Origin of the sequence: Streptomyces sp. NPDC001728 (genome assembly GCF_040297565.1) — a bacterium.
Taxonomy (GTDB): Bacteria; Actinomycetota; Actinomycetes; order Streptomycetales; family Streptomycetaceae; genus Streptomyces.
Genome location: NZ_JBEOZK010000006.1, coordinates 60,662 through 84,151 on the forward strand (window position 1 = coordinate 60,662; position 23,490 = coordinate 84,151).

The following is a 23,490-nucleotide window of genomic DNA, read 5'->3' on the forward strand; positions in this document are numbered from 1 at the left end:
GGGAGGCTCGCCATGACAGCCCAGGTCACCGTCGGTCTGGACGGCTCTGATGAAAGCCTCGCCGCCGCCCGTTGGGCCGCGACACAGGCGGTGCTGCGGGAAGTGCCCCTCAGGCTGGTGCATGTGGAGGAGTGGCCGAACACGCCAGAGGTACCCCTTGCGTTCGCCCGCACCCTGGACGAGCGGGCCGAGAGGCTGATGCGGGACGAGCTGGAGCAGGCGCGGAAGGACCATCCGGACCTCGAGGTCGTCACGGAGCATGCGCGGGGCCGGGCAGCCGAGGAACTCACGGCCGCCGCGAACGAGGCGGATCTGACGGTCCTCGGTTCGCGCGGGCTCGGCGGCGTCCGCGGCTTCATCGTCGGCTCGGTCTCCCTCGCCGTCGCCGGCGCGGCACGACAGCCTGTCGTCCTCGTACGTGCGAGGGACGAACGGGCAGGTACCGGAGGAGGCATCGTGGTGGGTGTCGACATCCACCACCCGTGCGAAGCCCTGCTCGCGTTCTCCTTCTCCGAATCCGCCCGGAAGGGCGCGCCGCTGCGGTTCCTCCACGGCTGGACGCTTCCCCCCTCGTACGGCTACGCGGCCGTCGTGGACCCGGGGATCGGCAAAGAGCTGGGCAGCCACTTCCTCGGCGAACTGGATGACCTGCTGGATCCTTGGCGGAAGCGGTACCCGGGCGTGGAGGTGGCGGCCGAGTCGTTGGTGGGCACGCCTGCGTACCAGCTGGTCGAGGCGTCACAGACCGCGCAACTCGTCATCGTGGGACGCCTGAGCCGCAAGATCCCCCTCGGCCCCCACTTGGGGCATGTCGCACACGCGGTCATCCACCACAGCCCCGCGCCGGTCGCCGTCGTCCCCTTGACCTGAGCGATCGGACAGCGACGACTCGGCGGCCTTCGACCGCGCCCTCGGCGGTACTTGCGTCCGGGGAGAGACTGAAGGGAACGCATCCCGGTCGGTGGACCGGCAACGGCCCGGAAGGGTGGTGATCATGTCCAGGAAGAACAGACGGACCGCGGCGGCGCTGGCGGCCCTCGCTCTGGCCGCCGGATGTGCGGCCGGAAACAGCACCTCCGGCGACAGGTCCCCGAGCGCAGCCGCCGTCCCACCCCCCGGCCCTTCCGGCGGCGTTTGCTGGAGGCCGGGCATGTCCGCCGACGACTGGAACGACTGGGGCTCATGGGCGCCCGGCATGGGGCCGGGAATGACGGGCCGGAATGACTGCGCGTGGGGTCCCGGCATGATGGGCGGGGGCTACTGGCAGCGTGGCGACGGTACTCCGGTCGAGAACCTTGGCCAAGCCCGCCAGCGGGCCGACGTCTTCGCCGATCGGCTCGACCTGCGTGTCGGTGAAGTCATGCAGTTCTCGAAGAACTTCTACGCCGAATTGCACACACCTGACGGGAAGCTGGCAACTGAGATCCTCGTTGATCCGTCCGATGGTGACACCGGGATCGAGTACGGGCCGGCGATGATGTGGAACACCGACTACGGCATGCACCAGCGAGGCCGGCCCGAGATCCGGATCTCTCCCCACGAGGCTCAGGAGCGCGCCCGGAAGTGGCTGCGTGACCGGGGCGGCGACCTGACCGTCGGCGAGGCCGAGGCCTTCCCCGGTTACTACACCCTGCACACCCTGCGCTCGGGCGAAACCAGCGGCATGCTGTCGGTCAACGCCTCCACCGGCGCTGTGTGGGACCACACCTGGCACGGCATCTACATCGCCACCAGCGAGCACTGACGCCACGGCCGACTCCGAACCGTCCAGTCGGCGTGCCCGGAGGGCGCGCCGGGCACGCCGAGCACTTGGATGCGGCGGCCGGTCACCCGGCGCGGCGAGGGCGTCACCACGGTGTCCCGCCCGTCCCCGGCCACGGCTCCGAGTGGACCTCTTCCCTGGTCCTCCGTACCGAGGTCTCGTCCGACACCGTTCGTGCGAGGAGTGCGGCTCACCCGGCGAGGACATCACTGAAGCTCCGCCTTCTTGACGTGGCTGGTCAGCGGGGCGGCCTGACCTCGTTTCGGGGTGCTCGGGCTGGTCGTAGGCGGCAGTCTGTGTTGCGGATCGTCCGGCGGGGTGGTTTGCCGATGAGTTCATCTTCCTCGAACGGTCTACCCAGCGACACGACCGTTCTCGACAGGAGTGCCATGTCCACCATCCAGCCGGTGATCCTGACTGCCGACCAGGACGTTCTGCTCGGCTTCTATACGAAGTTGTTCGGCGCTGAGGAGATCTTCCGGGTACCGGCGGAAGGCCCGGCCTTCTACCTCGGCTTGCGCATCGGCGACACCGACCTCGGGCTGGTGGCCAAGGAAAGCCCGGGGACCGGGGCGGCGCCGCGGATCCTGCTCAGCATCGGTGTCGACGACGTCGAAGAGACGCTCGGCCGGGTGGAGGCGCTGGGCGGCTCGGTCCGCGGCGGCCCCAACGACATGCCGTGGGGGCAGCGCGTCGCCCACATCCAGGACCCCGACGGCAACCCGGTGAACCTCACTCAGCCGATCCCGGCCAGGTAACGCTGTTCAGGGGACACGTGCTGATCGTGGGCTGCCTGCGGCAGAGATCAATTGCCGGTAACGCGGCTTCACTGGTCTCCGTCCGTGGCCGCGGGACGCCGCTGGGGTACGACGGCGACCGGGCACGAGGCGTGGTGCAGGGCGCGGTGGGCAACCCTGCCGAGTTGCAGGCCAACGAGTGCGTCCCGGCGTCGGGCGCCGACGACCAGCAGGTCGGCGGCGGCTGAGCGCTCGGTCAGTATCCTGTGGGCGGGGCCCTCGACCGAGCTCCTGCGCAGGCGCACCTGAGGATGTTCGGCAGCCGCGGCCTCAAGGGCCTTGTCGAGCAGATCGGAAGTCCCTTCCGTGAAGTAGGCCGCCCCGGCGCGCCTCATCAACAGGTAGTCGGCCGGCTCGTGAGGCGGCCGCCGCCAGGTGCTGACGACATCGAGTTCGGCGTCCCGAGCGGTCGCCTCGCGGAAGGCGAACCGCACCGCCGGCGAGTCCAGGTCGTTCTCTCCGACGCCGAGGAGGACACGCCCGTGGCGTGCTTCCAGGGCCTCCCGGTCCCCACGGACGACGATGACCGGGCAGCGGGCTCGGGCAGCCACGATAAGGCTGACGGATCCGAGCAGAAGGTCGGCGAACTCGCCGCGCCCACGTGACCCGACGACGATCGCGCCCTCCCTCCCCACCCTGAGCAGCGCGCTGGACGCGTCCTCGGCGAGGACGTCCGTGGCGACGGAGAGGTCGGGGACACGACGGCGGGCGCGTTCGGCCGCGGTGCCGACGATGTTCTCGGCGAGGACCTGGCCCGACGGCCGGTCCGTGGCCCAGGCCGGCACGACGCTCTCGTACCGTTCCCACATCGAGGCATGGACGATCCGCAGGGGAAGCCCGTGCCGTACGGCTTCGTCGACCGCCCAGTCCAGGGCCGTGAGACTGGCGTCGGACCCGTCGACTCCTATCACCAGGGGCGATTCCATCGCGCCCACCGCCTTTCCGGGTCGTGGGGTGGCCTGCTGCCACGCTCGCACCGGGCCGAGGGACCCGGGTAGGGCCGGTCGGTCCCGGGCACGGCCCGCCCGGACCCTGCGCCTGACCCGGGACGTGCCCGGCGTGGTGGCTGCGTCGGCTGAGTTCACGACCGCTTAGCGGCCCTCGCGGGTCCGGCCTCTCCCGTGCCGTGCGGCCGTGCCGTGCGGCGGGAAGTGCTGGACCCTCGCGTCCGGGCCCGGGAACACCAGAGTGACCCGGCCCGTGTCCGACCATCGGACATCGAAGGGCGGGGTGCCGTCGGGATGGTGGAGCCCGACGATCTCACCGTCACGCCCCTCGTCCCCGACCGTGGCACCACCCACGATCAGCCGGTCACCGACACGAGCCCACAACCCGGCACGGGGCTTCTCCTGGCCTTGTCGTGCTCCGGTCGCGGTCATGATTCTCGCCTCCCGGCACGAGCGCCCGGCCGCGGTCCTCCCGAGACGGACCCCCTCACCTCCTCCACCGTGCCTCCCTGCAGGCCGGGCGCCATAGGGGCCGAAAGTCCCGGAAGGGGACCATTCGGCACTGCCCCGCGTGGGTTGCGCGCAGCAGAGTGAGAACTGGGCGGGCCGCGTCCCCTGAAGGAGGACCGTCATGCAGCACCGAACGGTATTCGAGGTGATGACCCACAAGGTGGTCACCGCCGCCCCACAGACTCCGTTCAAGCAGGTCGCCCGGCTCTTCGCCGAGCACGATGTCTCCGCTGTCCCGGTCGTCGATCCCGACCGACGCCTGCTCGGCGTGGTCTCGGAGGCCGACCTGCTTCGGGCCACCGCCGAGCTCCCCGACCTGGAGGGCCGTTCGGCGGGCGTCCGGCTCCTGTCCGAGGAGCGGGGGCTGCCCGACGCGGAGACGGCCGCCCAGCTGATGACTTCGCCGGCCGTCACGGCACAGCCGAACTGGAACCTCGCCGAGACGGCCCGGACCATGCACCGCAAGGGAGTGAAGCGGCTTCCCGTCATCGACGAGACCGGCCGGCTCGTCGGGATCATCAGCCGAAGCGACCTGCTACGGCCCTTCCTGCGGAGTGACACCGCGATCCGTGACGAGATCGAGCACGACGTCCTGGCCGACACGCTGCGCCTCGCTCCCGACACGATCCGGGTGACCGTCGACGACGGAGTCGTCAGGCTGAAGGGCCGGGTCGACGAGCGCGCCGACATCCGCGTGATCGTACGCCTCTGCCGCTCGGTCGACGGAGTGGTCGCGCTGCACGAATCGATCGAGTACGCCTACGACAATCTCGCGCTCGACGTGGAACCACCGCGATGAGCGCCCTGTGGGTGGCACCGGTCATGCCCGACTACGACAGCGCCCGGGCCGCTTTCTCCTGGCGACGCGAGCGGTCCCGGCTCGCCGGGCTGCCGGACGGCGGCATCAACATCGGGTACGAGGCGGTCGACCGTCACCTGCGTGAGGGCCACGGCGAACGCGTCGCCCTGCGCTGCGTCGGCCGCGACGGATCCGTCTCGTGCATCTCCTTCGCCCGGCTCGCGGCCGCGAGCTCCCGCTTCGCGAACGTGCTGGAGACGCTCGGCACGGAACGCGGCGAGCGGGTGTTCACCCTGCTCGGCCGCCGCTTCGAGCTGTACAGCACCGTCCTGGGGACGCTGCGTGCCGGGCGAGTCGTGTGCCCCCTGTTCACCGCGTTCGGTCCCGAACCCGTCGCGCTGCGCATGGCGCTGGGAAACGCCCGGGCGCTGGTCACGACCCGGGAGCTGTACGAGCGCAAGGTGGCGCCGGTGCGCTCCCGGCTTCCGCATCTGCGACACGTCCTGCTCCTCGACCCCGGGGCCGACCCGCCCCCTGGCACCCTCTCCCTCCCCGCGCTCACGGACGCCGCCCCCGACGGGTACACGGTGGGACCGACGGATCCGGCGGATCCGGCGCTGCTGCACTTCACCAGCGGAACGACAGGCACCCCCAAAGGCGCGATACACGTGCACGAGGCCGTCCTCGCCCATCACGTCACCGCTGCGTACGCCCTGGACCTGCACGAGGGCGACGTCTTCTGGTGCACCGCCGACCCGGGCTGGGTCACCGGCATGTCGTACGGCGTCATCGCCCCCCTCACCCACGGGGTGACGACCGTCGTCGACGAAGGAGACTTCGTCCCCGCTCGCTGGTACGGGATCCTCGCCGACCAGCACGTCACCGTCTGGTACACCGCGCCCACCGCGCTCCGCATGCTCATGCGAGCCGCACCGCGCGACGGCGACCCGACACCCGCCGCGCGCCACGACCTCTCGGCGCTCCGGTTCGTCGCAAGCGTGGGTGAGGCGCTCAACCCCGAGGCCGTGCACTGGGGGCGGGAAGCGCTCGGGCTCGCGGTCCACGACACCTGGTGGCAGACCGAGACCGGTGCCATCATGATCGCCAATTTCGCGGCCGACCCGGTGCGGCCCGGTTCGATGGGCCGACCGCTTCCGGGCATCGAGGCCGCCGTACTGGCGTGCGGCGAGGACGGCCGGGCCACGACCACCGGCGGGCACGTCCGGATCCTCCGGGAACCGGGGCCCCAGGGTGAGCTCGCCCTGCGGGCGGGCTGGCCGTCGATGTTCCGTGGCTACCTCCACGAGCCGCACCGTTACGAGGCGTGCTTCGCCGACGGGTGGTACCTGACCGGCGACCTGGTCAGCCGGGACGCGGACGGCTGGTTCTGGTTCGTGGGCCGGGCCGACGACGTCATCAAGTCCGCAGGGCACCTCATCGGGCCGTTCGAGGTGGAGAGCGCGCTCATGGAGCATCCGGCCGTCGCGGAGGCCGGTGTCATCGGACGACCCGACCCGCTGGCGGGCGCGATCGTCAAGGCGTTCGTGCTGCCGCGCCCCGGGTATCCACCCGACCCGGAACTGCGTCGCGACGTGATGACGTTCGCCCGCCGTCGCCTCGGGCCCGCCGTCGCCCCCCGGGAGATCGAGTTCGTCGAGGACCTGCCGCGCACGCGCAGTGGAAAGGTGATGCGCCGCCTGTTGCGGGCCCGTGAACTGGGCCTGCCAGACGGCGACGTGTCGACGCTGGAGACACCCGGGCCGGCCGGGCTCTCCGAGTAAGGAGCCGTGATGGCCACCGCACACGGCGGAAGGTCCGCCGGGACACCGAAGACGAAGCGCCCCCGTCGCCCACGTGGACCCACCACTCCCTCCCGCACGCCCTCGGCGGCCCACGACCTGGACCTGCTGCGGCGGATGCTGCTCATCCGGCGGTTCGAGGAGCGGTGTGTCGAGCTGTACAGCGCAGCGGCGATCCGGGGCTTCGTCCACCTCTACATCGGCGAGGAGGCGGTGGCGGTCGGCGTCCACCAGGCTCTCGACGAGCGGGACGCGGTCGTCTCCACGTACCGCGAACACGGCCACGCCCTGGCCCGTGGGATACCGCCCGAGGCCGTGATGGCGGAGATGTACGGGAAGACCACCGGATGCAGCCACGGGCGCGGCGGCTCCATGCACCTCTTCGACGCCGATCGCCGCTTCTACGGCGGCAACGCGATCGTGGGCGGCGGCCTGCCTCTCGCGGCTGGCCTGGCGCTCGCCGACCGGATGCGGGGCGAGCCCCGGGTCACCTGCTGCTTCTTCGGCGACGGAGCCTTCGCCGAGGGCGAGTTCCACGAGACTGCCAACCTGGCGGCGCTCTGGGGGCTGCCGGTGCTCTTCGTCTGCGAGAACAACCTCTACGCGATGGGGACGGCCCTCGCCCGCGAACACGCCCAGACGGACCTGGCGATGCGGGCGGCGTCGTACGGCATGGCCGCCTGGGCCGTCGACGGCATGGACGTGCACGCCGTGGAGAAGGCGGCACGCGGAGCGGTCGAGGCGGTCCGGGCCGGCAACGGGCCGCACTTCCTGGAGTTGCGGACGTATCGGTTCCGCGCGCATTCGATGTACGACCCGGACCGGTACCGGCCGAAGGACGAGGTCGAGGAGTGGAAGCGGCACGACCCCGTCACCGGCCTCTCCGATGCCATGCGTACGGCTGGACTCCTCGACACCGCCACGCTGGACGACGTGGAACACCAGGTCGCCGAGGAGATCGCCCACGCCGTCCGGAAGGCCGAACAGGCCCCCGAGGAGCCGCCCGAGGATCTGTTGCTTCATGTCACCGGCCGACCCAAGGAGGCTCGGGCATGAGCACGCGTACACGAACGCAGGCGCATCCCGACGACGACACCCTCACCTACAGGGAAGCCCTGCGCGAGGGACTGCGCGAGGCCTTGGCCTCGGACGACCGGGTGTTCCTGATGGGCGAGGACGTGGGCCGCTACGGCGGCTGCTTCGGCGTGAGCCTCGGCCTCCTGGAGGAGTTCGGCCCCGACCGGATCCGTGACACACCGCTGTCGGAGTCCGCGTTCGTCGGAGCCGGGATCGGCGCCGCCCTGGCCGGGATGCGGCCCGTCGTCGAGATCATGACCGTCAACTTCAGCCTGCTGGCACTCGACCAGATCCTCAACAACGCCGCCACCCTGCGGCACATGTCCGGCGGACAGCTCGGTGTGCCACTGGTGATCCGCATGACGACGGGCGCGGGACGGCAGCTGGCCGCCCAGCACTCCCACAGCCTCGAAGGCTGGTACGCGCACATCCCCGGCCTTCGCGTCCTGGCGCCGGCCACGGTCGACGACGCCCGCCACGTGCTGTCCGCCGCGCTGGCCGACCCCGACCCGGTGCTGCTCTTCGAGCACGGCAGCCTCTACAACGCGTCCGGAACGCTCGATCCCGCGGTCCACGAGGTCGACCTGGACCGCGCGGCCGTTCGCCGTGAAGGCACCGATGTCACCGTTGTCGCGTACGGCGGTTGCGTGTCCAAGGCCCTTGAGGCCGCGGAGGAACTGGCGGGCGAAGGGATCAGCGCGGAGGTCGTCGACCTGCGCACGCTACGCCCCCTGGACGACTCCGTCATCATCGGCTCGGTCCGGCGGACCCACCGGGCCGTCGTGGTCGACGAGGGCTGGCGCAGCGGCAGCCTGTCCGCAGAGATCGAATCGCGCATCTGCGAGCAGGCGTTCTTCGACCTCGACGCGCCCGTCGAGCGGGTGTGCAGCGCGGAGGTCCCCATCCCCTATGCCCGTCGGCTGGAGGAGGCGGCACTCCCCCAGCCGGCCGGAATCGTGGCGGCGGCGCGCCGGGTGGTGAGCTGAGATGGCCGAGTTCACGATGCCCTCACTCGGCGCCGACATGGACGAGGGCACGCTCTCCCAGTGGCTGGTGCACCCCGGCGACCAGGTGACGCGCGGCGACGTCGTCGCCGTGGTCGAGACCGCCAAGTCCGCGATCGAGGTGGAGTGCTTCCACAGCGGTACGGTCGACACGCTCTTGGTCGACGAGGGCACCACCGTGCCGGTGGGCACCCCGCTGGCACGTATCGGCACGACCGCCGAGAGCGAACCCGCCGCGGACCGGCCCCCGTCGACGCCCCTCGTCCGCCGACTCGCCGAGGACCGACACGTCGACCTCGCCGCAGTCCGTGGTTCGGGCCCGGGAGGCAGGATCACACGCGCGGACGTGGGGCACGCGGAACCGGAACCCGCCCGAGCACCGGAGCACGACAGGACCGCCGGCCCGGCAGAGTCCGCTCGCACCGCGACCGGGCGACGGCCGGGCACGGAGCCGGTGCGACGTAGGCGGAGCGATGACCGGCCCGAGGAGAACACCGAGCCGACGACACGGCCGCCGAGGCCGGCACGCGACGACGGCTCGACCGGGGAGTTTCAGCCTCCGCGGCGCGTGAGGTCCTCACCGCTCGCGCGGCGGCTGGCCACGCAGCTCGGCGTCGACCTCGCCGAGGTGACCGGCACGGGCCGGGACGGCACCGTCCGTGCGGACGACGTCCGTTCGGTCGCAGCCGCCGAGGGCGCACCGCGGCCGACCGCCCCGAAGGCGGCAGGGACTGCGACCGCCCGGCTCATGAGCCGGGCCAAGCGGGAGATCCCGCACTTCTACCTCTCCACGACCGTGGACATGGCAGCGGGCCTGGAGTGGATGCGCGCCCGCAACCGCGAACTGCCTCTGTCCTCCCGACTGGTGCCCGCCGCACTCATGCTCAAGGCCGTGGCGCTGGCGGCGCGGAAGGTGCCCGAGCTCAACGGGCAATGGATCGACGACGGCTTCGTTCCCGCGAAGGACGTACGGCTGGGCGTCGCCGTCTCTCTGCGGGGCGGTGGTCTTGCCGCTCCGTCCCTCGCCCACGCCGACACTCTCACGGTGGCCGAGGTGATGGCCGCACTCAAGGACCTGGTGGCGCGGGCCCGGGGCGGACGGCTCCGGGCGTCCGAGACCGCCGACCCCAGTCTCACCGTCACGAACCTCGGCGATCAGGGCGTCGAGGCGGTGTTCGGTGTCATCTACCCGCCGCAGGTCGCGCTCGTCGGCCTCGGCCGGATCGTCGAGCGGCCGGTGGCCGTGAACGGGCTGCTGGGAGTACGTCCCGTGGTGACGGCGACGCTGTCCGCCGACCACCGAGCCGCCGACGGCGCCACCGGCGCGCGCCTCCTGACCACCATGGACCGGCTCCTGCAACGACCGGAGGAACTGTGAACCACGACCAGGCGAAGGCGTTCGTCCGGCAAGCCGTGCAGCGTGTCGTCCCCGGCGCCGACTTCGCCGGGCTCGATCCCGGCGTATCCCTGCGGGACACGTTCGAGATGGATTCGCTGGACTTCCTCGAGTTCGTGGAGGCGCTCGCCGAACTCAGCGGGACGGAACTCACCGAGGACGACTATCCGGCTCTCGACAGCTGGGACGGCTGCGCCGCTCGCCTGGTGGGCGAGGCACGAACGTCCTCACGGGGAAGGAGAGGATGATGCGGCGCCGCGGGATCGACCAGCTGATGACCCGTGAGGCGGTGAGCGTCCACGGCGACACCCCGTTCAAGGAGGTCGCCCGCACGCTCTGGCCGTCCACCTCCGCGAGGACGACGGCATCCGCCGGGAGATCGTCGAGGACGTGCTCGGCGACACGCTGCGTCTCGAACCGACCGCCCTCGCGCTCGATGTGCCCGACGGGCGGGTGGAGCTCGGCGGAAGGCCGCCCTTCCGGGGCATGGTGTCGGCGATCGAGCGCATGTGCGCGACGGTGGACGGCGTGGTCCCGGTCTCCTGCGCCCGTCTCGCGTACGACGTCGACGACACCGAACGAGGAAGGTGGACGATCATGACGCGGAGCATCGTGGTCGGCCTGGACGGCACGGAGCAGGCCGACGCCGCCGCGGAGTGGGCCGCCGAGGAGGCACTGCTGCGCGGCACGGACGTGCATCTGGTGCACGCGAGGGAACCCGTACCGGAGGCCGCCCTGTCGCTCGTGGAGTGGGAGTCCGAGGATCCGTGGGCGAGGAAGATGATGGCGCGCACCGCCGGTCGACTGCGTGAGCGCCATCCCGGCTTGTCGGTGACCTCCCAGGTGCTGGCATCGGGTCCCGTTCCGGGTCTCGTCGCCGCGGCCGAGGAGAGCGATCTGCTGGTCCTCGGCTCACGGGCGCTGGGCAGCGTCGCCGGCTACCTGGTCGGCTCGGTCGGCCTGACGGTCGCCGGTGCCGTCGAGCGTCCCGTCGTGCTCGTGCGGGCCGTCGGCGCGGCGAGCCCTCCACAGGGCCCCGTCGTGGTCGGGGCCGACGTGCGGCAGCCCGCGGACTCCGTGCTGGGCTTCGCCTTCGAGGAGGCAGCGCGACGACACACCCAGGTCCTCGTCGTGTACGTGCAGCAGCTCCCGCTGCACGCGGGAATGGGGCCCGCGATGGTCCCGGACTCCAGGCTCTCCATGGTGCCGGAGATCACGCGTTCGGTGGAGGTCATGCTGGAACCGTGGCGGGCGAAGTATCCCGATGTCGAGGCGGTTGCCCGGGTGGCGGTCGGATCGGCCGGACCCGAACTGGTGGCGGTCGCCCGGGAGGCCTCCCTCGCGGTGGTGGGCCGGCGTACCCGCCGCTCGGCACTCGGCGCGCACATCGGGAGTGTGGCCCACGCCGTCCTGCACCACAGCCCGGTGCCCGTGGCCCTCGTTCCCCACGACTGAAGCGGTGCCGGTCAGTCGTCGGCCGCGGCCGGCCGGAGCCGTACCGCCGTGACCTTGTACTCCGGACACGAGGTCACGGTGTCGGCGTGCTCCGAGGTGAGGGCGTTGACGCCACTGGCCGGGAAGTGGAACGCGCAGAAGACCTGCCCCGGCGCGAGTTCCGTCCCGACGCGGGCCACGAGCCGCGCCTGTCCGTGACGGCTCTCGACAGTGACCGGAGTACCGTCCCCCACACCGAACCGCGCGGCGTCCACCGGATGCAGGTCCAGGCGATCGGAGGCGTCGAGAAGAAGGTTGCCGCCGCGTCGGGTCATGCTCCCGGAGTTGTAGTGGGCCCATCGGCGCCCGGTGACGAGCACCAGGGGGTAGTCCTGGTCCGGTTCTTCGCCGGGCGGCAGGCAGGGGGCCGCCGACAAGTGGGCGCGTCCGTCAGACGTGGCGAACTCGTCGGCGTACAGAGTTCTTTCGCCCGGCCGGTCCGGCTCGGGGCAGGGCCAGGGCACGGCCCCCTCCCGGTCGAGCCGCTCGTGCGAGAGACCCGCGAAGAGAGGTGCCACACGTCCGCACTCGGCGAGGGCCGCGGCTGGGGTGGGGCAGCCCAGGTCGGCACCGAGGGCGTCGGCGACGGCGTGCACGACCTCGAAGTCGGAACGTGCCGTGCCCGGCGGTCGCACCGCTTGCCGTACGCGCTGGAAGCGGCGGTCGAAGTTGACGAAGGTCCCGTCCTTCTCCAGCCAGGAGGCCACGGGCAGGACGACATCGGCGTGTCGGGCGGTCTCGCCGAGAAAGAGCTCGTTGACGACGACGAGCGGGCAGGCGTCGAGGGCCTCGGCCACGCGTCGGCTGTCGGGGTCGGTCGCGCACACGTCCTCGCCGATGATCCACAGCGCCCGCAGGCGGCCTTCCCGGGCCTCTGCGAACATCTCGGGGATGCGCAGCCCTGGCGCTGGTGGGACCGGTCGGCCCCACACCGCCTCGGCGCGGGCGCGGGCCTCGGGGTCGGTGACCCGGCCGTAGCCGGGGAGCAGGTCGGGCAGGGCGCCCATGTCGGAGGCGCCTTGCACGTTGTTCTGGCCGCGCAGGGGGCTGATGCCGAACCCGCGGCCGGTGCCTCCGACGGCTCCGCGCAGGATGGGGAGGTTCGCCAGGGTGCGTACGCCGTCGGTGCCGTGCAGATGCTCGGTGACGCCGAGCCCGTACAGGACGGCCGGACGTTCGGCACGGCCGTAGAGTCGGGCGGCTCTCCTGATGTCGTCGGCCGGGACTCCGGTGATCCCGGCGACCCGTTCGGGCGGGTAGTCGGTCAGCAGGTCGGTGAGTTCGTCCAGTCCGGTGGCCCGCTCGTGGAGGAAGCCCGGGTCGGTCATGCCTTCGTCGACGAGGACGTGGGCGAGGCCGTGGAACAGGGCGACGTTCGTACCGGGGCGAGGACGAAGGTGTATGTCGGCATGACGGGCGAGGCCCACGGCACGGGGGTCGGCCACGATCAGGGAGGCACCGGCGAGGGCCCGCTGGAGCAGACGGGCACCGACGACGGGATGGGCTTCGACGGGATTGGCGCCGACGACCAGGAGGCAGTCGGCGGTCTCGACGTCGTCGAAGGCGTCGGTGCCGCCGGCACGTCCGAAGGACGCGGTGAGGCCCGCGGCGGAAGGGGCATGGCAGAGGCGGGAACAGTTGTCGACGTTGTTGGTGCCGATGACGGTCCGCAGGAACTTCTGTACGAGGTAGTTCTCCTCGTTGGTGGCACGGGCGGAGGAGATCACGGCGACCGCGTCGGGACCGCCCTCCCGTACTGCGGCGCGCAATCCGTGGGCGATCCGGGTCACCGCCTCCTCCCAGGTCGCCGGTCGTAGTTCGCCGTCCTCCCGGATCAGGGGCTCGGTGAGACGTTCGGCGGAACCGAGGTATCCGTAGGCGAACCGGCCTTTGACGCAGGAGTGGCCCCGGTTGACGGGCCCGTCGCGGGCGGGGAGCACAGCGGTGACACGGTTCTCGCGGACGACGACGTCGAGGGTGCAGCCGACTCCGCAGTAGCCACAGGTGGTGCGCACATGGTCTGTGGGTGGCTGCCGCGAGGTGATGCCCCGTCCGGGGCCGGGCCGGGCGATCGCCCCCGTCGGACAGGTGTCGACGCAGCCGCCGCAGGACACGCAGTCGGAGTCGGCCCATGGGCCGCCGGTTCCCGGCGCGACGACCGTGTCGGCGCCGCGTCCGGTGAGGGTGAGCGCGAAGGTGCCCTGGACGTCCGCGCACATGCGGACGCAACGCCCGCACGCGATGCACAGGTCGCGGTCGAGGTGAACGTACGGGTGGCTCTCGTCCCGGCCGCGCGTCGGGTCACCGGCCGCCGTGTCCGCGGGGATTCCCAGGGTTCGGCACGTCTCAGCCAGTTCACTCCGGGCACTGTCGGCGAGCGCGTGCGGCGGGAGTGCCGAGGCGATCAGGGCGACCGCGTCCCGGCGCAGGTTCCGCACGTCCTCGCCGGCGGTGTCGACGGTGAGCCCCGACGTGGCAGGCGTGACGCACGCGGCGACGGTCCGCCCGTCGGCGCGGACGAGGCAGGTCCGGCAGGAGCCGGCCGGCCGGAGACGGTCGTCGTGGCAGAGGGTGGGCAGTTCGGTTCCGGCGGCACGTACCGCGTCGAGAAGTGAGGCGCCTGCGGGCAGTTCGACCGGAACGCCGTCGACCTGGAGCCGGGTCATCGGTCCCATCCTTCCAGGGCCGGACCGCAGGCGCGGGCCAGGCTGCGGACGGCGGCGGGCACACGACGGCCGAAGGCGCAGAGACTCGCCTCGCCCATCAGCCGTGCCAGTGGCCCGTAGGACTCCCCCGGCCCGGTCCGGCCCTGCGCCAGTCGGAGTCCTCGCCGGGTGCCGATCCGGCAGGGCGAACAGGCTCCACAGCTCTCGTCCGCGGCGAACTCCCAGATGTGCCTGAGGAGTTCGTTCGGGTCGACGGCGTCGTCGAAGGCGACCATGCCGGCGTGCCCCAGGGCGGCGCCGTGCTCGGCGAGCGCTGCCGTGGTCAGGGGGACGCCGAGCGCGGTCCCGGCGAGGAAGCCACCGAGGGGCCCGCCGATCTGGAGGGCGACGAGCTCACGGCCGTCCTTGAGGCCACCTCCGAACCTGGTGACGAGCTCTTCCACGGGAGTGCCGAGTTCGGTCTCGTAGGCCCCCGGTCGGGCGAACCGTTCGGACAGGCAGACCAGTTTGGTGCCGGTTTCGTGCGGAACTCCGCGTCGGGCGTAGGAAGCTCCGCCGTGGGCGACGATCCAGGGCACGGCCGCCAGGGTCTCCACGTTGTTGACCACTGTCGGCATGTCCCACAGGCCGTGGTCCGTGGGGTAGGGAGGCCGCGGGCGAGCGCAGCCGCGAGCGCCTTCGAGGCGGGCGATGAGGGCCGTCTCCTCGCCCGCGACATAGGAACCGGCTCCTTCGACGATCTCGACGAACGGCCGCGCACCGGCTTCCTCCACCGAGGGTGCCAGGTCCCCTGTCTCCGTCGCGCGCTCCACCTCCAGCCGGAGCCGGGCCATGGCTTTCGGGTACTCGGAGCGCACCAGGACGATCCCTCGCCGCGCGCCGCAGGCGAAGCAGGCCAGGGCGAGTCCCGTGAGGACGCGCTCGGGGTCCTCCTCCATGAGCAGCCGGTCGGCGTACGAGCCCGGGTCGCCCTCGTCCCCGTTGGCGACGACGACCGTGTCCGGCCTTCCCACCGCCGCGGCCCACTTGTCGGCCACCGGGAATCCGGCGCCGCCGCGCCCGCGCAGTCCCGAGACGGCGATCTCCCCCCGTACGTCCTCGGGTCGCAGCCCGGCCACGGCCTCGCGCCACACGTCCCAAGCCGACTGCCCTCCCGTGATCCCGGCAAGCAGGACGGGCGCCCCGGTGGTGTCGATGGCGGGAATGTCCGGTGCGCACGGTTCCGCTTGCCCGCGGAGCTGGTCGGCCAGGTTCGGGCCGGTACGGGGAAGGGTGCCGTCGAGGGCGGCGGGGCCCGCGTAGCAGTAGCCGAGGCAGTACACGGTCTGCAGCGAGGTCGAACCCGTCTCGTCGGCCGTGCCCGCCACCACTCCGAGTGCCTGTTCGACCTCCGCCAGGTGCTGTCCACCCCGCGCGGCGAAGCACGCCGTCGCGGTGCACACCCGCACGTGCCGCTGACCGCGTGGAGCGGCGAGATCGGCGAAGAACGTGGCGGGGCCGAGCCCTGCGGCGGCCGGCAGTCCGGCTGCGTCCGCGACCCGGGGCGCCCACGCCCCGGGCCCTTCGGCGGTACCCGACCTGGCGCGCTCCAGGGCTGTCGGCAGCAGCGCCCCGCGCCCTCCGTGCCGTGCGGTCAGCTCACGGAGCGCGTCCATGCGCCCACCGAGCTCCTCGGGTATCCGACCGGCCATGATCCCAGAGTGACCGGCCACGCCCCCACTCGCATCCCGGCCGGTCACGGGGTGCACGGTTCCTCGCCGCGCAGGGCGGGGAAGATCCCCGAACCAGTCCCCGACCCAGGGGTTCGGAACTCGGGGAAGCAGCCGCGGCGGCGTTCAATGCGGCTCTCCACGGCCGTGCTCCTTGGTGGATCGACCCGTCACCCCCGCCCTGGCGCCCGTCGGCGCCCTCTCCGAGTGCCGGACGGATCCGGAATGAGACCCGGCCGGCACGGCTTCCAAGAACCTGGCGGCGCCCTCCGGCGCAAGGCTGCGGCGTCCCGGCGCTCCCGAGCCGGACATCCCCGTCCGCATGCGCGGCGGGACGATCTGGGGTACTCCTCGAAGGAGAGAGCGGTGTCCTCGACGGTCATGGAGCCACCCTCGATCTGTCCCTCCACCCGGCGCCGTACGACACGGAGGTAGTCGCCATGGAGCCAGTCGTCACGGTCGGCCCCGACCGCCCGCCCGAGGGTATGGCCGCCGCTCGCTGGGCCGCTGACGAGGCCGAGCGCCCCAAGCGCACGCCGCGACTGACACATGCCTGGCCCAGGTCGGCGCCCGAGCCGGTTCGCGCCGTTTCGGAGATCGATCAGAACTACCGGGCGAGGCGCCCGGTGCACCGGGCGCGGGCGGAACTCCAGGCCCGCCACCCGGGCCTCCTGATTCCCGGCAACCTGGTCGCCGACCGCGCCCAGAACGCCCCGCGGAAGGCGGCATCGGAGTCCGAGCCGACCGTACCGGGGCCGCGCGGCCTGACCGAGAGCTGCTCCCACGGCTCCGTCAGCAGGTCCGTCGTGGCACGGGCTACGCGGCCGCTGGTCCTGGTCCGTCCCGAGACACTGGAAAGGGGCTCGTCGCCCGCTTCTCGAAACGTCGTGCACCACGCGCGCCGCCCCGTCGCCGTCGTCCCCCATGACTGAGGCGACCCCGTTGAACGAGCTGATCGCGACGGTGCGCGAGGAGCACACCGCCCCGCTCCCTCCGGGCGCCGCCTCCGACACCGGCACGCTGCCGCGGGCGGAGGTGCGCGAGACCCATACCGCGGTCGTGTTCTTCGTGGGCGACCGCGCCTACAAGCTCAAGAAGCCGGTCGACCTGACGTTCCTGGACTACACCACCGTGGAGGCTCGGCGGGCCGCCTGCGAGCAGGAAGTCGCTCTCAACCGCCGCTTCGCCCCGGATGTCTACCTGGGCGTGGGCGAGATCCGCGCCCCAGGCACGGAACCGCCCGAGCCTCTCGTCGCGATGCGCCGCATGCCGGCGGAGCGCCGCCTGTCGCGACTTGTGCGAGACGGGGCGGCTGTCGACGATGCCCTGCGGGCCGTGGCCCGTCTGCTCGCGACCCACCATGCGAGCGCCCTTCGAACGCCGGACGTGGACGCTCAGGGCACCCGGGACGCCCTGTCGTCGCGCTGGGAGGCGAGCTTCGCGCAGGTGCGTGAGATGGGCGGAGAAGGCCGCCTGCCCGAAGGTACGGAGGAGGTCGAGCGGCTGGTCCGCCGCTATCTCGCGGGCCGTGAACGGTTGTTCGAGACGCGCGTCGAGCAGGGCCGGATCGTCGACGGCCACGGCGACCTGCTCGCCGAGGACGTCTTCTGCCTCGACGACGGCCCCCGCGTCCTGGACTGTCTGGAGTTCGACGACCGCCTGCGCTACGTCGACGGCCTCGACGACGCCGCCTTCCTCGCCATGGACCTGGAACAGCTCGATGCCCCGGAATCGGCGGCGTTCTTCCTCGCCCGGTACAGCGAGTACTCCGGCGACCCCGCGCCGCCGTCCCTGCGGCACCACTACGTCGCCTACCGCGCCTTCGTCCGCGCCAAGGTCTCCCTGATCCAGGCACGCCAAGGCGCGCCGGGAGCCGGCCTCGCCGCGCGGCGGCTGATCGCCGCGACCCTGCGGCACCTGCGTGCCTCCGCCGTCGGGCTGACCCTCGTGGGTGGACTCCCCGGCAGCGGGAAGTCCACCCTCTCCGGTGCACTGGCCGACCGTCTGGGCGTCACCCTGCTCAGCAGCGACCGGCTGCGCAAAGAACTCGCGGGCTTCCCTGCGGACCGGCCCGCTTCGGCCTCCTACGGTGAGGGTCTGTACACGCCCGAGTGGACCGCCACGACGTACGCGGCCCTGCTGGAACGCGCGGCCACGCTGCTTTCCCGCGGTGAGTCCGTCGTCCTTGACGCCACCTGGTCCAACGCCGCGCAGCGTGAAGCCGCCCACCGAGTGGCCGAACGCACCAGCGCAGACCTCGTGGCCCTGCACTGCCGTATCCCGGACGAGATGACGGCGGCCCGGCTGGAAGGCCGCGCCTCCGGACCTTCCGATGCCGACCTCGACGTGGCCAACGCAATGGCGGCACGGGAGCCGCCGTGGGCGGAAGCCGTCGTTATCGACACCAGCGGTCCTCTGGAGGCCGCGGTCTCCCAGGCACTCGCCGCCCTACGCCCGCACGACGCCGGCCCCCTGGTCTTCCGCCGCCCCTACCTGGAGCCGGACTGACAGCGGACGACACCGTTGTGCCGCTCGCTCCCCCATTGCCCCGCGAAAGGAGACGTGATGTCCGAGAACATCGTCCCGAACGAGCACGAGAGGCTCCGCATCCTGGAGACCCAGGTGCAGGTCCTGGCCCAGGCCGTCAAGGCGCTGGCCGAAGGACTGGAGGAAATCCCGTCACAGGACACCGAGATGGAGAAACAGGCGGCCCGCGGTGCCCGACTGGCACACGAGCTCCTGCTGTCCCAGGGACTGTAGGAGCCATGAAGGTCTCCGAGGCCATGAGCCATCCTGCGGTGTCCGTACCGACCAGGACACCGTTGCGTCAGGTCGCCCGGGAGATGGCCGAGTACGGCGTCGGATCCGTGGTGGTCACCGAGGGCGGCACCCTCCGCGGCATCGTCACTGACCGCGACCTCGCGCTGGGCGCTCTCGCCAGGGGCCTCGACGCGGACGAGGTGGTCGATTCGGTGATGACCTCGCCCGTGATCACGGTGAACGTCACCGACGACATCCACGCGGCCTACCGGACGTTCCGCACGGCCGGGGTCCGTCGCCTGCCCGTGCTGGAGGATCACCGAGTCGTGGGCGTCCTCACCGTGGACGACATGCTCGTCGACGTCTTCCAGCGGTTGGCCGACCTCTTGGGCCCGGTCGCCTGGAGCGTGCTCGAGGAACCACCTGGGCCGCCGTCCATGGACACCCGGCCGCACCCGCGTACGCCATGAGGTCGACTGCGCGGCGTACGTCCTGCTCCACATCGCCGGACCGCGGCTGCCCGCCTCCGATCAACGAGACCCGCAGGGGGCCGAACCGGCCCCTTCCGTCGGCTGGCAGGTCCGCCGGAGCGATGCACTCAGCCACCCTCGGACCGGGCAGTCAGCTTCCGTCGCACCGGGCGAACAGAACCGACGCGAACCGCGTGACCCGCCGCGGGGGGTGGTTCGCCTCCGGACGGGTGCGGCCAGGGCATCATGCTGCACGGGCGGCCCGGCCAGGGCCGCCCGCACAGCAGCGTGACGGCCCTGGCCGGCTACGAGCCGACGGCCTCGTCATCGGAACAGTGAGGCGGAGACCATGCAGTACGACCACACCGTCAAGCCGACAGGCACCTTCGAGGAGACGGTGGAAGCCGTCCGCCGTGCACTGGCGGACCAGGGCTTCGGCGTCCTGACCGAGATCGACGTCCAGGCCACGCTCAAGGAGAAGCTCGACCACGACATGGAGCCGTACCTGATCCTCGGAGCGTGCAACCCCCCACTCGCCCGTCAGGCGCTGGACGCCGATCGCTCGGTCGGCCTGCTGCTGCCCTGCAACGTCGTGGTCCGCACCGACCGTGACCAAGTGATCGTGCAGGCGATCGACCCCTCCACCATGGTCGCTCTCACCGGCGTCGACGCGATGGCCCCCGTCGCGGACGAGGCGGCTCGCCGCCTCGACGCCGCACTCGCCTCCCTGGTGGAAGGCGGTGCGTGAGCTCTCAGGACGCAGTGCAGGGCCGGCCCCCCTCCGCGAAGGACATGACGGGGGGCCGGTCGACCATGAACCGCGTCATTCCGCGGGCCCGAGTGCGGGCAGCTCCTTGAGCTGCCCGGCTATGTCGTCCGCCCATGCCTCGATCGCCGCCCAGTCCCGGTGGTCTCCGTAACGACAGCCGAGCAGACGAAAGAGCACGGCCCCTCTCCGGTCCAGGTGTTCGCGCCTGATCACACCCGAGAACCGCCGGTGCTCCCGGGGACGGACGGCCTCGACGAGCGCGGCGATACGCGGCTGCTCCACGCGGTCCGCCCACCGGCGCAACGGCTTGGGCAGGGCGGCGGACATACCGACGCTGAACATCCACACCGGCTGTTGACGCAACCGCACGGCCCCGCCTCGGACGACCGATTCCGCCACCGGCAGCCAGGCCCCGTCATGAACCGCGCTCCCCAGCACGAGCGCGTCAGCCTGACCAAGCGCCTTCCTGCCAGGGTCCGAATCCAGAGCCAGCACTTCGACGAGGTGACGGTGAGTTCTCAGCCGAGTGCCGATCCGCTCGGCTATCTCCTGCGTGGAGCGGTGCTCGGAGGCGTACAGGATCCGCACGCGAACCATGGCGCTTCCTCCATGTCTGGTTCGGCTCGGGGGCGGGGTCGTGTTCCACGCCTGGACTTCCTGCGGCCCTTCCATGGCCGCCTCGTCGATCGCATGAGCCGGGCACCTGGTGGCGGACGCCCAGGAACCAGCGTCCGGCTCGTGCGGTTCCCGGATGTCTCGGTCCCACTCATGACCTTCGCCTCCCGGCACGAGCGCGGAGCCCCGATGTCTCCGCTGCCGGCGGTTCTTCCCTCCACCTTGCGGCGAGCAGGACATCCCTCGTAGGGGCCAAGGGTCCCGGAAGGGGACCGTTCGGCACTTCTGACGGTAGGGCGGGCGCGGCAGGACGGGGTTACAGGGGGACTGTCCTGGCGAGCGAACCCGGTTCGCGGGAGCGCGGCAGGCTGATGCCACGCGAGGTGGCGATCGTCCGCGGCAGGCGCACCGTTCGAGGAGATCGCGCGGGTGCTGTCACAGCATCGACTCACCGCGATGCCGTCGGCGGACGGAGAACCGGATGCTTGGTGGTGTCGCGGAGCGCGATCGGCGCGTCCTGTTCCACGGGCGGGACGGAGCGCATGCTGGGAAGCCCTCCCGGACCCGTCTCAGGGACGCTGCACGCCCCGGCCGCCGCCGCGTCCGTGCGGCGTGCTCGTCATCAGCCACGTGACCGTGCGGCTGACGTCCGATGCCGAGACGATGCCGACCAACCTCTCCTTGTCGACCACCAGAACGCGGTGCTCCGCGCCCGGCTCGATGCGAGGCAGCAGATCGGCCAGGGGATCGTCCACGCCGACGACCGTGACCTGCGACAACGGCAGCATGACCTGCTCCACCGTCATGGCGTGCCGCCGGTCCTCCGGAACCTTCATGGCCAGCTCAAGCGTCATGAGGCCGACGGGCGCCGAGCCATCGCGGGTCACCGGGAACGCCGAGTGGCGATACCGGTACCGGGATCCGGCCAGGAAGCCGGCGACCGTAAGGCCGACGGGGGCCGTGATCGGGTCCGAAGTCATGGCCTGTCGCACCGGAACGCCCGCGAGCGCGACCCGCAGGTGCGCCTGCTGTCCCTCCATGGTGGCGGTGGCGGCCAGGAACCAGCCGATCACCGCCAGCCACAGTCCGCCGCCGACGTCCCCCCGGACGAACAGCAGCAGGCCTGCCACCGCCAGCAACCAGCCGAAGGCGCGTCCTGCCGCGGTCGCGCCCGCAGTCGCGCGCAGCCGGTCCCCCGTGCGCCACCACAGGAAGGCGCGCAGGAGGCGTCCGCCGTCGAGCGGGGCGGCCGGGATGGTGTTGAAGACCGCCAGCAGGATGTTGATCGCCGCGAGCCAGGCGACCGCCTCGACGGCCAGTCCGGGCGCGGACAGCACGGCGAGGAGCCACGCGGCCAGCGTGAAGAGCGCTCCCAGAACGAGGCTGACCAGGGGGCCGACGCCCGCGATCCGCAGCTCCGCTGCCGGGCTTGGCGCCTCCGCCTTGAGACGTGCCGCACCGCCGAGAAGCCAGAGGACGATGTCGTCGACCTCGACCCCGTTGCGCCGGGCGAGTGTCGCGTGCGCAAGCTCGTGCGCGAGCAAGGAGGCGAAGAAGACCACTGCGGTCAGCAGCCCGACCGCCCAGTACACGGGCCATGGATCGCCCGGGTGAGAGTCGGGGAGGCGGCCCTCCGCGAGCCCGAGGGCGATCACGGCGAAGATGAGCAGAACGCTCCAGTGGACTCCGATCCGGACCCCGGCGATCCGCCCCAGAACGAACGTCGGCCGCATGGTGCTCTCCCAGCGTCAGATGCGTGACGAACCCGCGATCCCCGCATCTCCCGTTGCGGAGGCCCACCGTCCGCGGACGGATTCCTCGTGCTCCGTCTGCTCCGGGCTCTGTTCGGCGGCGGCCGGTTCTCCGCTCAGCCGGCGGGATCCAGTGGTGGCGCAGAGCGCGGAGTCGTCGCCGTCTCCTGCGGATCTCGGCGGCCACCAGGCGGGTCGCCTCGCGCCCGGCCGCGTGACGGATCCTTGCGCGGCGCTCGCAGGGCGAGGCCAGGTCGCTGTACGGATTGCCGAGGCAGGCACGTCGCACGGGACCCGCCCGGTCGGCGGGCACGGCGACCACGGCCGGGCCGGGCGCGGCCACCAGCCGGAACCCCGCGAGGAAGGTCCGCAGTCGTATCCGGCGACCTCCTCTCTCACTTCGATTCCAGTCTCGTCACCCCCGCTCACGTTGTCGCCTCGAGCCGCGTCCCGGCCCAGGAGCAGTCATCCGGACCACCCGCCGGAGCGGTGCACGATCGGGACGTCCGGGTGTCTCTCCCGGCGGCCCCGAGTGCCTCGGCGAGCAGACGCTCCTCGGCCGGGGCGAACCCGCCCGGTCTGCTCGCGTGAGGGCCGGAGGGATCCTTCGACGGAGGCACAGGGGCGTTCCACGTGGTCCAGGCGTCAGGGCTTCGAGGCCGACGCCGCGCGGCGCGCCTTCGTGAACGCCGAGTCCACCGCCGCGGCGCCGGTCGGAGAGCCGTCGGCACCCAGCAGGTCGGCCCGGTCGGCGCCGACTGGTCCCGCATGAGGAACGCCGGACATCGGCCGTGCGCCGCAAGGTGCACCGCCACGGAGCCCTCTGACAGTCCCGGTCCGGGGCTCAGCGCCTCTTCGATCACCGCGATCGCCTCGTAGCGGTTCTCACGGGCGCCTCGGTTTCCACGCGGCCTTCGCTCCACAGCGCGGACGCGAAGCCCAGAGGCCACCCCGACCTGTAGAGGGCGTGGACGAGTCCGTTGCCCATGGCCGCCACGGCGCGCCCGTCTCATCGCGTTCCCGCAGGCCGACGACGGTCGATCGCCAGGGCGAGCGATCCGCGCGGGTTCGTGGACGAACGCGCCGCACGCGCAAGCGACGTCCGCCGACCCGGAACCGTTCGGCCCGGGCCAAGGACCGTTCGGCCCTGTTCCGGCGAAGGCGA

At 71.9% G+C, this 23,490-nt stretch carries 20 protein-coding genes and 1 pseudogene; 15 read left to right on the top strand and 6 right to left on the bottom strand.

Annotated elements, in window-relative coordinates:
* The first annotated feature begins 12 nt into the window (after nucleotides 1–12).
* From ABT154_RS11625 to ABT154_RS11635, 3 genes are all read left to right on the top strand, one after another.
* Nucleotides 13–870: a universal stress protein gene (locus ABT154_RS11625; protein ID WP_351855924.1), complete on the top strand. Its 858-nt coding sequence runs from the start codon at nucleotides 13–15 to the stop codon at nucleotides 868–870.
* A 280-nt stretch (nucleotides 871–1,150) separates the two neighbouring features.
* Nucleotides 1,151–1,744: a hypothetical protein gene (locus ABT154_RS11630; RefSeq protein WP_351855927.1), complete on the top strand. Its 594-nt coding sequence runs from the start codon at nucleotides 1,151–1,153 to the stop codon at nucleotides 1,742–1,744.
* A gap of 407 nt (nucleotides 1,745–2,151) precedes the next feature.
* On the top strand, nucleotides 2,152–2,520 hold the full coding sequence (locus ABT154_RS11635) for a VOC family protein (RefSeq protein ID WP_351855929.1): 369 nt from the start codon (nucleotides 2,152–2,154) through the stop codon (nucleotides 2,518–2,520).
* A gap of 68 nt (nucleotides 2,521–2,588) precedes the next feature.
* Here the strand turns inward: ABT154_RS11635 and ABT154_RS11640 are convergent, their stop codons facing one another.
* Together ABT154_RS11640 and ABT154_RS11645 are read right to left on the bottom strand one after the other, a co-directional pair.
* Nucleotides 2,589–3,485 (bottom strand): universal stress protein, encoded by an 897-nt coding sequence (locus ABT154_RS11640; protein ID WP_351855932.1) that lies wholly within the window; start codon nucleotides 3,483–3,485, stop codon nucleotides 2,589–2,591.
* Nucleotides 3,486–3,710: 225 nt separating this feature from the next.
* Nucleotides 3,711–3,890: pseudogene (locus tag ABT154_RS11645) on the bottom strand (DUF1918 domain-containing protein); the annotation flags it as partial.
* A 247-nt stretch (nucleotides 3,891–4,137) separates the two neighbouring features.
* Between ABT154_RS11645 and ABT154_RS11650 the strand changes: the two are divergent.
* From ABT154_RS11650 to ABT154_RS11680, 7 genes are all read left to right on the top strand, one after another.
* A complete protein-coding gene (locus ABT154_RS11650; RefSeq protein WP_351855934.1) occupies nucleotides 4,138–4,815 on the top strand; it encodes a CBS domain-containing protein in 678 nt (225 codons plus the stop codon).
* Entirely contained in the window at nucleotides 4,812–6,596 is a 1,785-nt protein-coding gene (gene acsA / locus ABT154_RS11655; protein ID WP_351855937.1) for an acetate--CoA ligase, read from the top strand. The genes ABT154_RS11650 and acsA overlap by 4 nt, the downstream gene beginning before the upstream one ends.
* A 9-nt stretch (nucleotides 6,597–6,605) precedes the next feature.
* Nucleotides 6,606–7,670, top strand: coding sequence for a pyruvate dehydrogenase (acetyl-transferring) E1 component subunit alpha (gene pdhA / locus ABT154_RS11660; RefSeq protein ID WP_351855940.1), 1,065 nt, complete (start codon nucleotides 6,606–6,608; stop codon nucleotides 7,668–7,670).
* Complete coding sequence (locus ABT154_RS11665) at nucleotides 7,667–8,677, top strand: alpha-ketoacid dehydrogenase subunit beta (RefSeq protein ID WP_351855943.1); 1,011 nt, start codon at nucleotides 7,667–7,669, stop codon at nucleotides 8,675–8,677. Before pdhA ends, ABT154_RS11665 begins: the two co-directional genes overlap by 4 nt.
* A 1-nt stretch (nucleotide 8,678) precedes the next feature.
* Nucleotides 8,679–10,073: a dihydrolipoamide acetyltransferase family protein gene (locus ABT154_RS11670; protein WP_351855945.1), complete on the top strand. Its 1,395-nt coding sequence runs from the start codon at nucleotides 8,679–8,681 to the stop codon at nucleotides 10,071–10,073.
* Nucleotides 10,070–10,339 carry a phosphopantetheine-binding protein gene (locus tag ABT154_RS11675; RefSeq protein WP_351855948.1) on the top strand — a complete coding sequence of 90 codons (270 nt, stop codon included), beginning with the start codon at nucleotides 10,070–10,072 and terminating at the stop codon, nucleotides 10,337–10,339. The genes ABT154_RS11670 and ABT154_RS11675 overlap by 4 nt, the downstream gene beginning before the upstream one ends.
* A gap of 142 nt (nucleotides 10,340–10,481) precedes the next feature.
* Nucleotides 10,482–11,546, top strand: coding sequence for a universal stress protein (locus ABT154_RS11680; protein WP_351855951.1), 1,065 nt, complete (start codon nucleotides 10,482–10,484; stop codon nucleotides 11,544–11,546).
* An 11-nt stretch (nucleotides 11,547–11,557) separates the two neighbouring features.
* Here ABT154_RS11680 and fdhF read toward each other — a convergent pair whose 3' ends face one another.
* Together fdhF and ABT154_RS11690 are read right to left on the bottom strand one after the other, a co-directional pair.
* A complete protein-coding gene (gene fdhF / locus ABT154_RS11685; protein ID WP_351855954.1) occupies nucleotides 11,558–14,251 on the bottom strand; it encodes a formate dehydrogenase subunit alpha in 2,694 nt (897 codons plus the stop codon).
* A complete protein-coding gene (locus tag ABT154_RS11690) occupies nucleotides 14,248–15,942 on the bottom strand; it encodes an NAD(P)H-dependent oxidoreductase subunit E (protein WP_351855956.1) in 1,695 nt (564 codons plus the stop codon). Before ABT154_RS11690 ends, fdhF begins: the two co-directional genes overlap by 4 nt.
* Before the next feature lie 458 nt (nucleotides 15,943–16,400).
* Here ABT154_RS11690 and ABT154_RS11695 point away from each other — a divergent pair, with 458 nt between their 5' ends.
* The 5 genes from ABT154_RS11695 to ABT154_RS11715 all read left to right on the top strand — a co-directional run bounded on the left by ABT154_RS11695 (nucleotide 16,401) and on the right by ABT154_RS11715 (nucleotide 19,938).
* On the top strand, nucleotides 16,401–16,892 hold the full coding sequence (locus tag ABT154_RS11695; RefSeq protein WP_351855958.1) for a hypothetical protein: 492 nt from the start codon (nucleotides 16,401–16,403) through the stop codon (nucleotides 16,890–16,892).
* Nucleotides 16,893–16,995: 103 nt separating this feature from the next.
* Nucleotides 16,996–18,468, top strand: coding sequence for a bifunctional aminoglycoside phosphotransferase/ATP-binding protein (locus tag ABT154_RS11700; protein WP_351856424.1), 1,473 nt, complete (start codon nucleotides 16,996–16,998; stop codon nucleotides 18,466–18,468).
* Between the two features lie 57 nt (nucleotides 18,469–18,525).
* On the top strand, nucleotides 18,526–18,720 hold the full coding sequence (locus ABT154_RS11705; RefSeq protein WP_351855961.1) for a hypothetical protein: 195 nt from the start codon (nucleotides 18,526–18,528) through the stop codon (nucleotides 18,718–18,720).
* Between the two features lie 5 nt (nucleotides 18,721–18,725).
* Nucleotides 18,726–19,190: a CBS domain-containing protein gene (locus ABT154_RS11710; protein ID WP_351855964.1), complete on the top strand. Its 465-nt coding sequence runs from the start codon at nucleotides 18,726–18,728 to the stop codon at nucleotides 19,188–19,190.
* 349 nt (nucleotides 19,191–19,539) lie between these two features.
* Complete coding sequence (locus ABT154_RS11715) at nucleotides 19,540–19,938, top strand: DUF302 domain-containing protein (RefSeq protein WP_351855966.1); 399 nt, start codon at nucleotides 19,540–19,542, stop codon at nucleotides 19,936–19,938.
* A 75-nt stretch (nucleotides 19,939–20,013) separates the two neighbouring features.
* Here ABT154_RS11715 and ABT154_RS11720 read toward each other — a convergent pair whose 3' ends face one another.
* Both ABT154_RS11720 and ABT154_RS11725 read right to left on the bottom strand, forming a co-directional pair.
* Nucleotides 20,014–20,556 (bottom strand): flavodoxin domain-containing protein, encoded by a 543-nt coding sequence (locus ABT154_RS11720; RefSeq protein ID WP_351855969.1) that lies wholly within the window; start codon nucleotides 20,554–20,556, stop codon nucleotides 20,014–20,016.
* Between the two features lie 587 nt (nucleotides 20,557–21,143).
* Nucleotides 21,144–22,307, bottom strand: coding sequence for a site-2 protease family protein (locus tag ABT154_RS11725; RefSeq protein WP_351855971.1), 1,164 nt, complete (start codon nucleotides 22,305–22,307; stop codon nucleotides 21,144–21,146).
* Nucleotides 22,308–23,490 lie beyond the last annotated feature (1,183 nt).